Origin of the sequence: Bifidobacterium sp. 7101, assembly GCF_000499285.1 — a bacterium.
Classification (GTDB): domain Bacteria; phylum Actinomycetota; class Actinomycetes; order Actinomycetales; family Bifidobacteriaceae; genus Bombiscardovia; species Bombiscardovia apis_A.
The window spans coordinates 284,762-298,613 of the sequence record NZ_AWUN01000002.1; the positions used below are offsets into that span (position 1 = coordinate 284,762).

The 13,852-nt window shown below is 58.0% G+C and carries 13 protein-coding genes and 1 tRNA gene; all 14 read right to left on the reverse strand.

The window, feature by feature from the left end; genetic code table 11:
* Window positions 1–5: 5 nt before the first annotated feature.
* Entirely contained in the window at window positions 6–1,352 is a 1,347-nt protein-coding gene (locus tag P272_RS0103780) for a metal-dependent hydrolase family protein (protein ID WP_029678222.1), read from the reverse strand.
* A gap of 178 nt (window positions 1,353–1,530) precedes the next feature.
* Window positions 1,531–2,265, reverse strand: a complete 735-nt coding sequence (locus tag P272_RS0103790; protein WP_029678223.1) for an MIP/aquaporin family protein — start codon at window positions 2,263–2,265, stop codon at window positions 1,531–1,533.
* A 339-nt stretch (window positions 2,266–2,604) separates the two neighbouring features.
* On the reverse strand, window positions 2,605–3,423 hold the full coding sequence (locus P272_RS0103795; protein WP_029678224.1) for an energy-coupling factor ABC transporter ATP-binding protein: 819 nt from the start codon (window positions 3,421–3,423) through the stop codon (window positions 2,605–2,607).
* 2 nt (window positions 3,424–3,425) lie between these two features.
* Complete coding sequence (locus tag P272_RS0103800; RefSeq protein WP_029678225.1) at window positions 3,426–4,271, reverse strand: energy-coupling factor ABC transporter ATP-binding protein; 846 nt, start codon at window positions 4,269–4,271, stop codon at window positions 3,426–3,428.
* A complete protein-coding gene (locus tag P272_RS0103805) occupies window positions 4,268–5,008 on the reverse strand; it encodes an energy-coupling factor transporter transmembrane component T (protein ID WP_029678226.1) in 741 nt (246 codons plus the stop codon). The genes P272_RS0103800 and P272_RS0103805 overlap by 4 nt, the downstream gene beginning before the upstream one ends.
* The gene (locus P272_RS0103810) at window positions 5,005–5,610 is read right to left on the reverse strand and encodes a histidine kinase (RefSeq protein ID WP_029678228.1); all 606 of its coding nucleotides are present in this window, start codon (window positions 5,608–5,610) and stop codon (window positions 5,005–5,007) included. Before P272_RS0103810 ends, P272_RS0103805 begins: the two co-directional genes overlap by 4 nt.
* 123 nt (window positions 5,611–5,733) lie before the next feature.
* Window positions 5,734–7,140: an MFS transporter gene (locus P272_RS0103815; RefSeq protein ID WP_029678229.1), complete on the reverse strand. Its 1,407-nt coding sequence runs from the start codon at window positions 7,138–7,140 to the stop codon at window positions 5,734–5,736.
* Window positions 7,141–7,158: 18 nt separating this feature from the next.
* Window positions 7,159–8,103: a nucleoside hydrolase gene (locus tag P272_RS0103820; RefSeq protein ID WP_029678230.1), complete on the reverse strand. Its 945-nt coding sequence runs from the start codon at window positions 8,101–8,103 to the stop codon at window positions 7,159–7,161.
* 57 nt (window positions 8,104–8,160) lie between these two features.
* Window positions 8,161–8,310, reverse strand: a complete 150-nt coding sequence (locus tag P272_RS09260; RefSeq protein ID WP_155804975.1) for a hypothetical protein — start codon at window positions 8,308–8,310, stop codon at window positions 8,161–8,163.
* A 120-nt stretch (window positions 8,311–8,430) separates the two neighbouring features.
* On the reverse strand, window positions 8,431–9,486 hold the full coding sequence (locus P272_RS0103830) for a LacI family DNA-binding transcriptional regulator (protein ID WP_253269668.1): 1,056 nt from the start codon (window positions 9,484–9,486) through the stop codon (window positions 8,431–8,433).
* Window positions 9,487–9,788: 302 nt separating this feature from the next.
* Window positions 9,789–9,862 (reverse strand) — tRNA-Lys (locus tag P272_RS0103835).
* 95 nt (window positions 9,863–9,957) lie between these two features.
* The gene (locus tag P272_RS0103840) at window positions 9,958–11,478 is read right to left on the reverse strand and encodes a formate--tetrahydrofolate ligase (protein ID WP_029678232.1); all 1,521 of its coding nucleotides are present in this window, start codon (window positions 11,476–11,478) and stop codon (window positions 9,958–9,960) included.
* A gap of 39 nt (window positions 11,479–11,517) precedes the next feature.
* The gene (locus P272_RS0103845; RefSeq protein WP_029678233.1) at window positions 11,518–13,044 is read right to left on the reverse strand and encodes a C69 family dipeptidase; all 1,527 of its coding nucleotides are present in this window, start codon (window positions 13,042–13,044) and stop codon (window positions 11,518–11,520) included.
* Between the two features lie 193 nt (window positions 13,045–13,237).
* Entirely contained in the window at window positions 13,238–13,810 is a 573-nt protein-coding gene (locus P272_RS0103850) for a YbhB/YbcL family Raf kinase inhibitor-like protein (RefSeq protein ID WP_029678234.1), read from the reverse strand.
* Window positions 13,811–13,852: the final 42 nt, after the last annotated feature.

Sequence of the window (13,852 nt, forward strand, 5' to 3'; positions counted from 1 at the left end):
AATGGTCAGAAGCTGTCGAGCAAGCGATCGATCTCCTCGAAGTGCTTGACCTCAGGGCGCCAGACCGGCTTGCCACGAACAATGACCAACTTGGGGTCAGCCAGGGTCCGCACATTCTTGGCAGGGTCCTCGTCAAGGACGATCAGATCCGCATCCTTGCCCGTGTCGACCGAGCCAGTGACATTGTCGAAGCCCAGGTTTCGGGCATTGACCTGGGTGGCGGCGTGGAAGGCCTGAGCCGGGGTGAAGTCAGCGTACCGCACCAGATAGTCGAGTTCTCGCCAAGTGCCGTACTGGGGCACAAAGGTCATGCCGGTGTCGGTCCCAACGCCGACGGCAATGCCGTTCTCATGAGCCTGCTTGGCGCTCTTGACCATGCCATCGACGACCAGCTCGGAGTTGCCACGAACTATATCGCTGATCCCCAGCTCCTGCTGGCTGATCTTGACCAGCGGCAGCCCGGCGGACAGGGTGGGATCCAGGGCAGAGAAACCACGAAGCGAGCGCGGATTGTCAAGGAAGAGTCCGATCATCTCGTCGTCAAGGGCGCTGCCATGCTCGATGGTGTCCACGCCTGCCTTGAGAGCGGCCTTGACGCCCTCGGGACTCTGAGCGTGTGCTGCGACGAGCACACCAAACTCATGGGCCTCATCACAGACGGCGGCCATTTCCTCCTCGGTCATCTGCGGGCTGCCGGCCTCGCCAAGCTTGGTGGCATCGGTGACGCCGCCGGTCGCAGCCACCTTGATGGCATTGACACCATGATCCAGGTTCTCCCTGGTTCGACGCCTGGCTTCTTCTGGAGAGGAGCAGGAGAGGGCGATGAAAGGATCGCCATGCCCTCCTGGAATCGCCAGGAGTGGGCCGGCAGCCAGCATGCGCGGACCGGTCAGTTCATCGGCATCAATCTTGTCGCGCAGACGAACCGCCTCATAACCCACATCGCCCAGGGTACGAATGGTCGTGACGCCCGAGTTCAACAGTGTAGAAACGTTACCTTTGATCCTGGCGTCCATGAGGACTCTGCCGGCAGGGCTGTGCACCACCTTCAAGCCGGCATTGACCACACGTGGCGAGAGTTCCGTACCACCAGACAATGGCTTGCCATCGGCAAAGAGATGGGTATGGGCATTGATGAGTCCAGGTGCCACGAACTTGCCCGTAGCGTTGATCCGGTGATATCCGGAAGGCACGTAGGCCAGCGGCGTCGGGCAGACCTGTTCTATCCGGCCGTCCGCGGACACCAGAACAGACATATCCTTCTGGACCGTGCCTTGTTCATCACCGGTCGCGATACTGGCATGCTCGAGCACAAACGGCTCGCGCTCTTTCCTGCCTTGAAGACGCCCCATGGTCGTACCTGCCTTCCCATCTCCGATGCACTCATTGCGAGGAATCGGGCATATATGATTAATAATATCCATGGCAGGACGAACCATTCAAGCTTGACTACCCACAAGCTCGACAACGCAATAAATAAGGTCTTGAGCCTCCAAGATGAAGCCTGGGGCCTTGTCACCAAGCTGCTGGTCAGGCAGCGAAAAGAACTTTGAAAATCGCGGCTCCGACGATGGCACCGGCGATGGGTGCCACCACCGGAATCCAAGCCTCGCCCCAGCGTGAGTCCCCCTTATTGGGCACGGGCAGAATCCAGTGCAGGAAGCGTGGCACCAGGTCTCGTGCAGGGTTCAGACCAGGGCCAGTGGGACCGCCCAGAGAGGTGACCAACCCCCAGACGATCAAGCCGACAACGATGGAGGCGGCGGCCAACCCCTTAGACCCCCATGGGCCCTGCAAACAGCAGAGGGCTCCCAGGACCAGCACCAGCGTGCCAAAGAGCTCATTGATAAAATAGTTGACCGGCGATCCCGAGGCATCAGTGGTGCAGAAGGTGCCCAAAATCGGCGCAGGCTCCTTGGTCATGCGGTAGTGCGGGAAGTAGCAGACATAGACAACCAGCTGACCCAGGGCTGCTCCAATCAACTGCGCGAGAATATAAGGCAGAACCTGACTCCAGGGGAAGATGCCGATGACGGCCTGTCCCAGAGTCATGGCCGGGTTGATGTGGGCTCCGGATACCCCGCCGAACATGAGCACTGGAAACATGACTCCGAACCCGTATCCCATGGCGATGGTGAGCCAGCCGGAATGGTGGCCCTTGGTGCCCTCCAGATCCACGTCGGCGACCGCGCCGTTGCCGAAGATCATCAATATGGCAGTGCCGACACATTCAGCGGCCAGCTTGGTCATGAGCGAATATTCCATTCGACCCTTCACCCCTCTCTCGATGCCGCCTTGTGACCAAGGCACGGGCATCATTCAATAGAAACAGGTGATGACACTAGACCGAGAAGCGCTCATGATCTCCATTGATTCAAGTAATTCTTTGAAATCCGATACGCACCAGCCCCAACCGCGTGTCACCATCAACACGACTGCACTTCAACCGGCATAAATATTCTATGCCAACTACCACTGATTATGACGCATTGAGAATCGCATGGAGTGCACTACCTCTAGGGAAAACGAGCAGAGCCCCCCAACTCAATCAGGCACACAGACTTCATAAACCGCTGGAGCCTTATCCAGGGGGGGGGGGCAGTGTCACTGATTTGTCAGTAATGATGTCTGGGGCAGGGCCGCCATGAAATCCTCAGAGGTGAGCACGTCGTGGAAGCCCCAGGCCTGGGCCAACTGCGCCAGATAGGGACGGGCCAGATGAGCCTGTTCAAGCAGATCATCATCCCTGAAGATCCGAGCGATGGGCCCATCCATGAGGATCTGTCTGTCGGCCATGACAATGCCCCGCTGGAAATGACGAGTGACGAACTCCATGTCATGACTGATGGTGATGACCGTCTTACCCATTGCCGTCACCTGCTGGATTATCCCTGCCAGCAGGTCCGTAGCGGCCCTGTCCTGACCGGCGGTAGGCTCGTCCAGAATCAGCACCTGAGGGTCCATGACCAAAGCCGAGGCTATGGTGACGAACTTGCGCTGCGAGAAGGGAAGGTCATAGGGATGGGAATCCAGGCTGTCACCCAAACCGCAGACTTCAGCAGCCCAGGCGACCCGCCCCCCGATACGGTCCCGGGCAACATGCTTTTTCACAAGCCCATAGGCTATTTCCCGGCGAATGCTGTCCTGGAAGATCTGATCATCCGGATTCTGGAAGACATAGCCGACCTTGGCTGCCACATGGGCGGCATCCTCTTGATCAGTTGCAGTCCCGTCCACCGTGACACGACCATGAGTGGGCTTGAGCAGTCCGTTCATGAGCTTGACCATAGTGGTCTTTCCGGCCCCGTTGCGGCCGATAATGGCAACAGCTTCCCCAAGCTCGCATGACAGGCTGACCTCCCGCAGAGCCTGATATCCGTTTGGATAGGTATATCCGACCCTGTCCAACTCAAGATAGGCCATCTTCAGGCCCCTTTCCGTCCGTAACGTTTTATGGCATCCTCGACCGAGAGCGGCACGGGATCATTCAACCCCAGCTTCTGGTTGCGTTCCAGGAAGAAGCGGGTGACCTCGGGCAACTGACCGCCGTGATCCAAGACCTGCGGATCGGTGAGCACACGACGCGCCGGCCCACTCATGGCAACCCGGCCATCTTCCATGAGGATGACCAGGTCACTGTAACGGGCCACCAGATCGATCTTGTGCTCAACCAGGATGACGGTCTTGCCCTGGCGCTTGAGCAGAGCGATGATGTTGAATACATCCTCGGTGCTCTGCGGATCCAGCTGAGAGGTGGGTTCATCCAAAACGACAATGGGTGGGTCCGTCACCAGCACCGCGGCAATGGCCACTCGCTGCCGTTGCCCCCCGGAAAGCTCCAGAGGATTGGCATCGGCGATGTCGTCCAGGTGAAGCAGATCAATCATGGCATCCACGCGCGCGGCCATCGCCTCCCTCTCTATGCCGAGGTTCTCCAGCGCATAGGCGATCTCCTCCCGCACATTGTCTTTGACACCGGACATCTGCGTAAAAGGGTTCTGAAAGGAGTAGCCGATGGTTTCAGTCAGTTCCGCGTCGTCATATTGCTCCACAGGCCTTCCGGCCAGCTGAACCTGACCCGTCGGCTCTCCCCGGTAAAAGCGCGGTATGAAGCCGCGGATCAGATTACAGATAGTGGTCTTCCCCGACCCATTGGCACCCAGAAGCGCACAGACCTGCCCCTGCTCCACCTGGAAGGAGACATCATGCACGGCATCCTCATGGCCCAGAGGATAACGGTATCCCACATGTTCCAGACTGATGACACTCATTTCCAGACCCTCCAGACGATGAACAGAATCAACAGCAGCAAGCAGATCACCTGAATCACCCGATCGATCGTGTGCTTGTCAAGGCGATAAAGGGAGGTCTTGGGTACAGGCGCCAGAAAGGCCCGTGACTGCAATGCCAGAGCGTGTTCCTCGGTCTGCTGAATTAGGGAGAAAATCAATGGTCCCAACATGGGCACGAAGGACTTCACCCGTGCCCAGGCGTTGCCCTCGGTCTCGATGCCGCGGGATTTCTGTGCATCCATAATGGTCCTGGAACGATTAATCACCTGAGGAACCATGCCAATGGTCGACATGATCACAAAGGTAACCTTCTTGGGCAAATGCGCTTGTTCCATGGCATAGACCATGTCCTTGGGCGTGGTCACCTGGAAGTACCACATGATGGCCGAAGCGCTGGATACGATTCTGGAAGTGATTCCCAGGCTCTTGTCCAAACCGGTAGGAGACAAGGCAATGAACGCCCAGATATGCGCGCTGTCTGGATAGCGGACAATGAAGACCTGCACCAGGAAGATCACCAGGACGACCGTGCCGACGGACGAGAGAAAGGCCTTGAAGAACCTCATGCCGTTACCGGCCATGATTGCCAGCAGCAGGAAGACCGGGAACATGGCATATTGCAGAATGTACCCAGGGGTGAAGATACCGACAATGATGGCAAGCAGCACCATGGCTGCCTTGGAGGACGGATATAGTCGGTCTATGAAACCAGTCATGATGCCGTGGCGACCTTCCTGACATAAGGGGATCCGTAATTGAACTTGATCAGGAACCTGTCGGGCAACTTGCGCAGGATCACCCAGCTGACCGAAACATCGATGGCTGTAGAGGCCACTGCGGTGAAGATGCTGGTCGAAAAAACCGACTTGATCAGGCTGGTCCCCGTCACCAGCAAGGCTGCTGTCAGCAGATCGCTACCGGCGCCAGTAACTCCGCCAAAAACAGCTATGGTGACCGGCGCCTTGACCACGGCCGCCGCAATGCTGATCACGAAGCAGGCGGCCACTGCGCCGATGATGTTCGTATACCACCGCCAGCGGGAGAGCAGCCCGGCCACAAACCCTGTAGTCATGGCGACCAAAGCATAGGGGAAGGCCACAGGATTGAGCATGCCGTTGATTACATTGCCCATGAGTCCCGTCACCAAGCCCACCCAGGGCCCGCCGAGCATTGACACAAAGAGGGTGCCTATCTGATCGATGAAGATAGGGAATTTCAGAATCGAGGACAGCTGATAACCCACCACGTTGACCGAAACGCCTACTGGTATGAGCAGGAGGGCCAGCAGCGAGAAGTCATATCGCAAACCACGTTTCATCATGGTTCCTTCCCGCGCCAAGAGATACACTCCCAGCGCTACGGGTCCATGCCAGGTTCCCCACCAGTCCAAAGGACAGCAGGGAACCAGTCATGAAATGCCGATGAATTCGCAATATTCTCGTCAGGCCTGCTGCTTGTCCTCTTTCACGTTCTTGAAGACGAAGTAGTAGGACACCATGCCTATGACAATGACCACCGCAAAGATGAAGCAGACATTGGAATAGATGAATGACTGATCTGTGTGGCCCATGGCAGGAATGATCTTCTTGGCCAGACCAGAGCCGGACATGAGCACGCCTGCAACGGCTATCATGGCCGTGTTGATCAATCGGTTGAGCAGATTGTTGACAGCCATGCACCGACCTACAACATCATTGGGCAGAGAATTCGGCAGAATCGAATTATATGCCGGGTAGATAACCGTATAGCCAACCCCGAACAGGGCAAGGGCTATCCACATGAAGATGATGTTTCCGCCCAGGCAGAATCCGAACATCAACTGCGAGAGCAGGATGATCAGGCATCCCAACTGGAAGCCTTTCTTCGAGCCAATCTTATTGGTGATGAATCCTGATGACATGCCGGAGAGAAATGCACAGATATTAGCAGGCAAGTACATCATGCCGACGGTCGCGCTGCTCACATCGTAATTGGCCTTGATGAGGAAGGGGAAGACGAAGAAGAACGACATCTGTACCCCGTAGACAATGGCACCGACCAGCGAACCCGACACCAACTTGGGTACCTTGAACAGGGTGATATCGATGATGGGGTTCTTGACCATCTTGGAGCAGATCACATAGATCACGACGGATACAAGCGCCAAGCCCCACCACATAATCGTGTTCTTGTTGATGGCCATAAGAATCAGCGCGAAAGCAATCGAAAAGATCACGATGGAAACCACATTCATACGCTCGGCAGGCTGCTTGCCGGTCTCCTTGGCCTTGTCGGGAAGATATTTGCGAACGGCAGGCAGGGCGATGAGCACTATAACAGGCACGATCATGGTCATCTGCCATGACAGGTACTTGCTGACGAATCCGCCGAACACGGCACCCAAGGCAGCTGACAGCTGATACATGGCTGTATTGAAACCAAGGTACTTGGCCTGTTTATCGGCAGACAGATACTTGCGCACGAAGACCACGAAACATCCTGGAATAACAGCAGCGCCGGCTACCTGCACCGATCTGGCGGCGATAATCAGCCAGAAAGAGAACTGGAAGGCAACCATCAGGATGGAGCCAATTCCGAACATAGCCGTTCCGACAGTGAATAGCTTTCGCGGCGATACATCGTCTGACAGCGTGGAATAGATGGCGCCACCCACACCGAATACCAGGGATGCAATGGTCGTCAGCCAGCCCACCTGAGCCGGAGAAAGGGCGAAAGTCCCGGCAATGTCGGGCGAAACGATGCCGAACATCTTATCGCTGAAAACCTGCATGAAGCAGATGAAGATCATGAAAGGCATAGCCTTGAGGATCAACGACTCCTCAAGCTCGTCGGTAGATTTCTCGTTCATTGCTCTCGATTGCCTTTCCTAGCGAAGTACCGCGTCCATATGGGCGTAGAAGTCTTTCATGAACCGCTCGCCATCTACGCTCAGCGCCACTTTGGTGGTAGGCTCTTCGGCCACCTTGTCGAGGTTCTCCACGGTATCGCCATCGGCTTCCCCAGAAGTGACGACAGTGATGTTCATCGGGATGGTAGTGACCAGATCAGGATGCATGGCTACACCAACAGCCAGAGGATCATGCAAAGCGCAGCCGGCCAGATAGGGGTGGTGAACTCGGTAGGCCTCAAGATAGAACCCCACAGCCTTACTGAGAATCTTGGCGCTTTCACTGTCATAGCCCTGCCAGACCTTCAACTCCTTTTCAGTCAGCAGAGTCTTCCTGGTGACATCCAAGCCAACCATGGTGATGGGCACTCCAGATTCGAAGCAGATCTTGGCCGCTTCTGGATCTACCATCACATTCGCCTCGGAATAAAGATTGCAGTTCCCTGGGGTTATAGCCGCACCAGCCATACTAACCATGCTGAAGCCAGGAAGTGGACCGTCAGGGAATCGCAGCAACACCTTGGCCATGTCGGTCATAGGCCCAGTGGTGATAATCTGCAGATCTTCCCCGTAACGTTTGATGCTGTCAACGATAAAGTCGACCGACTCCTCTGGAGTGGCATCGCCACTGATATCAGGAAGATCTTGATTGCCCAGTCCATCCATGCCATGAAAAGTGCCCGAATATTCGCGATCACGCTGCAACGGCTTTTCAGATCCCATGTAAACCGGAATCTGGTCGCCCTTGCCAAGACTATTCACAATGTGCTTGGTGTTGGAGTAGGTCTTGGGGACGGTAGCCATGCCATAGGAGGCACAGATGCCGATCAGGTCAAGATCCTCGTGAGACAGGGCATAGCAAAGTGCGAGGGCATCGTCCACACCCGTGTCAACGCATAGAATTGATTTCTTCCGGCTCTCCATTGATTTCCTCGTTTCCGTTCCTCTCGGAACTCCCGTCAACCGGAATCAGACAAGCTGTCACGCGACATTCTCGTCAGCATCGATTCCCGCATCAGCGGTCATCCGCCGCCCGGTCGCCGTGACCGTGAGGTTGATGGCCGGCATTACTCTCCCCCGCAATTCCACGGAAAGTCGACGCTTCATCATCATCCGGTGTACAGCGCTCACGCCATTGGTTTAACGTTTTATCGCTGTCGTATGATTACGATAAAACGTTAAATCATCGCTGTCAACAGAGGCGTGTCAATACCAGATTTGCAATATCAGGTATGGTATGTGATCTTGCTGTCAGTCACGATGCAGCGGGCCGACCGAATCCCTGGCAATGAAGATGGTAGGAATAGCTACCATGTGCCGCTCCCTGCTGTCATTGGCCTCTTGCGGCGAAGGAGTCTTCCCGTCATCGTCAGCGGCATTCTCACGGGCCCCGATCAGCTCCAGCACTTCCCGCACACCTCGGCGACCCATCTCCTGGGCCTGTTGGGATATGACCGACACCTGCGGGGTCATGAGCCGAAAGACCTCGATGTCATCAAAGGAAACCACCGAGATGTCCACGCCAATGACGAGCCGACGCTTCTGCATCAGCCCGATCATGGTGATGGCATCCGGCGAGTAGCCGAAGATGACAGCCGTGACCTGGTGGGCCATCAGCACATCCAGATCCGCCACACGCGAGTCATACTCCCCCTGGCAATCCACGACCGGGCAGTCACAATCCGGCATCATCTCGGCAGTCAGCTCACGGAAGGCGCTCTCCCGCTCATAGAGGGTGGTCGAAGCCAGCGAGGAATGCGAGACGAATCCGACGCGTCGATGACCTTTCTGAAAGAGGGCCTGCAGGGCCTGACGTATACCCTGGCTGGGGTCCGAAACGATGTAAGGCACCGAAGTCAGACCTGGCACCCGTCGATCCACGAAGACCAGGGGCAGCCCCCACCTGACTACATCCTCAATACCATGGGTGGGCACCCCCTTGGGCACAACGATGGCCCCATCGATCCGCTGGCCCATGATGTTGCGCAAAAAAGAGTCCTGTCGAGCCGAATCCTCGCCGAAAGAACCAATCAGCGTCGAAATGCCGCGGGCATAGAGCTCCTCCTCCATGGAGGCAACCATGTCGGCGAAATAGGCGTTACGCAAGTCAGGCACCAACAGCCCCACCGTCTTGACCGGATCAGAGCGCATGGCTCGGGCACGGGAGTCGGGCACGTAACCCATGGACTTGACCATACTCAGCACAAACTTTCTGGTCTTGCTTGAAAAGCGGCCTTTGCCGTGCAGGATCTGCGAAACGGTGGTGGGTGATACCCCCGCCCGCTCAGCCACATCGCGAATGGTCACATACGTCAACGCCAGCCCCCTTATGCCTGCCCAAGAGAGCAGGCTCCCTGCTCTTCTGCCATCATCAAGATACCTCACGACCATCGCCGCGTAGGTGAAGGGCGGCAGACAGGCAACGTGAGGAACACGCCAGCCGATTAATCAACAGACCTCAAAGCGTCCCGCTTCGGCAAGGCCTCATCTCAGGTCGAGAGTGCCAGAATTCCCCTGATGCAATTTAGTATACATTTTGGGGCTTGCAGGCCTTAGCGTAGATAAAGGAAAAGCCCAGCAACCATTACGATTGCTGGGCTTTGACTCTGTGCCCCCACGGGGGCTCGAACCCCGGACACGCTGATTAAGAGTCAGCTGCTCTAGCCAACTGAGCTATAGGGGCAGGGCACTTTCAAGAGCCAAGTAGATACTATACACGGTTTCGGCAGGCCCGCAACACGGCGCGTCACAGACCTGTCGAATCCATGCACAGCCCGCTCAGACGATCTTGGGCATGGGCGTGGTCAAGGATGTGGTCAGGTTCACCTGCAGGAGGCCGGCACCCGTATGGGCCTCGACCTTCTTCAAGGTGACTGTGCGCTTGTCCTGGTCGGCCCGGTCATCGTCGGTCATGGTAGCCGGCGATTTGACCGCCACCACCACCAGATCTTCGAGGGAAATGCCTGCCTTGCTGCACAGGTCGGAGGCCGCCTGGAGGCTGTCCTGGAAGCCCTCACGCTCGACGACCCGATCAGCCGGCACGCCGTAAGCGCTCTGGGCGATCCAGCGGATCCGATCCGGCACGGACATATCATGCAGGCTGGCTGTATCCGCCTGGGCGTTCGTGGGCTCCTGCAAGGCCTTGATCAGATCGTCCACCTGAGGCTTAAGGGCCTTGCCCCCGTCACGGAAGAGGTTGCCCGCGATCGGCTTGCGGAAGCCCAGGCCATCGGCGGTCTCCCGCAAGGAATCCACTTGGTCGTCCTCGCCCTCCCAGAGGTTGATCAGCGGGAAGGTGGGGATGCCCAGTCCCTCCAGACGATGCACGTGGAAGGGATAGCGCCAGCTCAGCTTGGGATCATCCCGCCAGGTGGTGGCACGTGTGACGACCACGGCGGCGGCCGGCCACTGGGCCCCATACTCGCGGGCGGCGATGTCCAGCCATTTCTGGGCGCCGGCATCGGCTCCGTAGCCCGCCTCGACGACGACCACGTCATGCCGGGCGCAGGCCATCTCCACGGACACCAGGCTGGGAATGCCGATGGAGACGTTGGCGAATGGCCCGCCATGCACGTAGACCGGGGAGCCCTCCAGGGTCTGAGTGAAAGCGGGCTTGACGGCATCGGTCAGAATGCCGGTGATCCGCCAGAGATCCACAAACTCTCCGAAGGTGACCGGGCGGCCATCCAGGGTTCCCGCGACCATGGCGGCCACGCGCCGTTCGATCTCCTCCATGCTCCGGGAGAGCACCACAATCTGCATGAGCTCACAGGTGGGCGTCAGCACGGTCCGCTCAGGCAGATCACCCTTGCCGCGGTCCACGGTGATCTGCCGCAGGGATCGCGATGGCACCTCACTGACCCGGGGAACCAGGACGGTGTCCAACCGACCCTCGTCCACAGCTTTCTCCGCAAAGGAGACCAAGAGGTTCTGGGCGGATTCGATGGCCGCCATCTCCCCGCACAGACCCCAGTCCACCAGCTCAGGATGCGTCAGGGAGGACTTGCCGCCACCAGAGGCGCCACCCTTGGATCCTGCGGCGGTAATGCCCATGCTGGGCTGACGCAGGACAGCTGCGGCATCCACTCCCCGGGCGCGCAGGGCATCGATCAGGGCGATGGTGGTGGTGGTCTTGCCCTCCCCACGCGATGCCTTCAGCGGGGTGTCTGCGGTAACCAGCAGCACCTGGCCATGCTTGCGCGGCATATCCGGATGATCCTGCAGATCCTTCAGGTAGCCGAAAGCATCGATCTTCTCAAACAGGCCATATGGCCTGACGTAATCGTCGAAGCCCGTCATGAGGCTCTCCTCCTTTATGATCCTTGTCGATCGAATGGCTCAGTTGTCGGACAGATGGTATCCGTTGCGCATGCCCATGCTGACTGTATAAAGCACCTGGCCCAGCAGGTCATCGGTCTCCTTGCGCAGGCGGTCGGCCATGTCCTGGTTTGCAGCCTCCAGGACCTGGCGGACCTCGGGGTTGTCCGTGCCCTTATCGGCGCCCTCCAGCCTGGCCACCTGTTCGTCCGCAGCGGCGATTAGACGATGGCCCTCTCCCCCAACGCTCTGCTGGTAGCGTTCGACTGCAGCTGAAGTGCCGGCGAAGGCCGAGTCGCACAGTGCAGCGATCAGCCGATCGGACCAGTAGAGGCTGTCGGTGGAGACACGATCCGTAGCGTTGGCAAGATAATCAGGCGTTCTTTCCACATTGGCATAGAAGGGAACCAGTGCATTGAAAGCGTTGGATCCATAGGACATCCACTGGATGGCCCGGCAGGATTCAGGCCGGTATGGGCGCAGCTGGATCAGGGCCAGCTGGTCGTTGCGGTTGATGCCGATGGGCCGGTAGAGCCCCTTGGTGTGCTCGTCGCCGGTCCGCCCATAAGGATCGTAGGGCGTGCCCTGATAGTGGGAACTGAGCAAGTATTTGACATCCTCCACGGTAATCAGACGCTCGGGCTGGCGGCACCAGGGGATGTTGTCGCTGGTGGGGGCATGGTCAGCGTCCGGCCCATCCCAGATCTCGTCATAGGGATTGAGGAAACGCTGCATGTACCAGGCGCGAGGCGTGTTGTATACATGGTCTGAATCGCTATGGGAGCCAAAGGCATCACGGGGGTTGAAGGGCGAGGCGGACTCCACAGCCAGGTTCAGGTGGTTGTCGACAATGAACTCCCGCAGGTCGGCCGAGCAGAGGTGGTCAGTTTGATCCCCGAAAGCGTCGTCCAGATCGAACTCATCGATGCCCAGCTGGTTGGGCATGGTCACATAGGAGTCATCGGGCACCCGCTTGGCTATCCAATGGTGGCCGCCCACGGTCTCCATCCACCAGATCTCGTCCACGTCGCTGAAAGCGATGCCGTTCATCTCATAGGTGCCGTAGCGCTCCAACAGGGAGCCCAACCGCTTGACACCCTCCCGTGCCGAGTGGATATAGGGCAGGACGATGGTGACCAGATCCTCCTCGCCGATACCTCCGGGCACCTCGGCCAGATAGCCCTCATCGCCGGGGCGGCCCTGTGCAGGGGTGAGCTCCACCAGCGGGTCTGCACCCAGAACACGCTCGTTGGTAGTGATGGTCTCGGTGGCTGACATGGCCACATTGTCGCTGTTAACGCCTGCTTCGGCCCAGAGCCCCTGATCGAGCACGGCGTTGGGCACCGAAGTGTAACGCATAGGATCCTTGGGCAGATCCATCTCCAGGTGGCTGATCACGCTGCGGTAGTGTTGGGGTTGCTGGTCGGGAGTGACCAGAACGAAACGCTTGGGACGGAACTCTCCGTTGGCTGAATCCTCATTCCGAGCGATGATGGTGGACCCGTCGTAACTGGCATTCTTGCCTATCAGAAGCGTGGTGCAGGGCATGTAAGCGTCTTCCTTTTATCTGGTCGCGGTCAACTGTCATCACCAACCCGGAGGTCGAAGGATACTTGTCCAACCGACTGCGTGTGTAGACAGGGATGACGTCCGTCTGCGCACTTGGGGCATGGCCTCACTCTAGTGCCAGACAACCCCAATATCAGTCCCAATATCAGGAGATGTGCGCTAAATCAAATCCTCATGCATCGGCGGGCAGCCAGGCCCGAGCTGCTGCGGCTACCGGCTGGGCGGAGTGGATGGCATGGGCCAGGGCATTGAGCCAGAACCCCTCTTCCAGGCCGGGCAACGCCTCTTGTGTGGCCCAGACCGACAGCACATAGTCATGAACCCGGTCTGGAGGCGTGGGGCCGTTATAACGCATAAGCACGGCGGGATCGTCGGCGATCTCCTCCTCCATGACCAGGGGCGAGGCCGCCGAGGTACGTCCTTGGGGCACGCCGGGAATCAGATTAGACAGATTTCTGGAGAAGTCCTCGGGAATGGCCAAAGCGGAGCTTCCGCCCGCATCAGGCTGCAAGGCAGTCAGAGCGTCTACGGGTAGGTTGGCCAGGGACCAGTGAATCCAGGGGAAGCCACACACAGGCACAGAGTCAGGATCCACCAACATCCAGTGCAGGTAGCGGGCCTCCTGGGGCACATCCTCGAGCCGGAAGGGGAAGGAGACCACGGGACGTCCCTTGCGGGTAAGGGACTGAGGGGCGCGCTTTGCGTACCGATCGGGAATAGTGCCGAAATCAGTGATAATCCTCATGATTCGATTCTCGCCCGCCCAGCCGACGAGGTCAAGTTCATC

Bases quoted from the DNA above. Each gene is read 5' to 3' on its own strand.
- P272_RS0103780 (WP_029678222.1), bottom strand. From the start codon at position 1,352: ATGGGGCGTCTTCAAGGCAGGAAAGAGCGCGAGCCGTTTGTGCTCGAG.
- P272_RS0103790 (WP_029678223.1), bottom strand. From the start codon at position 2,265: ATGGAATATTCGCTCATGACCAAGCTGGCCGCTGAATGTGTCGGCACT.
- P272_RS0103795 (WP_029678224.1), bottom strand. From the start codon at position 3,423: ATGGCCTATCTTGAGTTGGACAGGGTCGGATATACCTATCCAAACGGA.
- P272_RS0103800 (WP_029678225.1), bottom strand. From the start codon at position 4,271: ATGAGTGTCATCAGTCTGGAACATGTGGGATACCGTTATCCTCTGGGC.
- P272_RS0103805 (WP_029678226.1), bottom strand. From the start codon at position 5,008: ATGACTGGTTTCATAGACCGACTATATCCGTCCTCCAAGGCAGCCATG.
- P272_RS0103810 (WP_029678228.1), bottom strand. From the start codon at position 5,610: ATGAAACGTGGTTTGCGATATGACTTCTCGCTGCTGGCCCTCCTGCTC.
- P272_RS0103815 (WP_029678229.1), bottom strand. From the start codon at position 7,140: ATGAACGAGAAATCTACCGACGAGCTTGAGGAGTCGTTGATCCTCAAG.
- P272_RS0103820 (WP_029678230.1), bottom strand. From the start codon at position 8,103: ATGGAGAGCCGGAAGAAATCAATTCTATGCGTTGACACGGGTGTGGAC.
- P272_RS0103840 (WP_029678232.1), bottom strand. From the start codon at position 11,478: ATGACGGGCTTCGACGATTACGTCAGGCCATATGGCCTGTTTGAGAAG.
- P272_RS0103845 (WP_029678233.1), bottom strand. From the start codon at position 13,044: ATGCCCTGCACCACGCTTCTGATAGGCAAGAATGCCAGTTACGACGGG.
- P272_RS0103850 (WP_029678234.1), bottom strand. From the start codon at position 13,810: ATGAGGATTATCACTGATTTCGGCACTATTCCCGATCGGTACGCAAAG.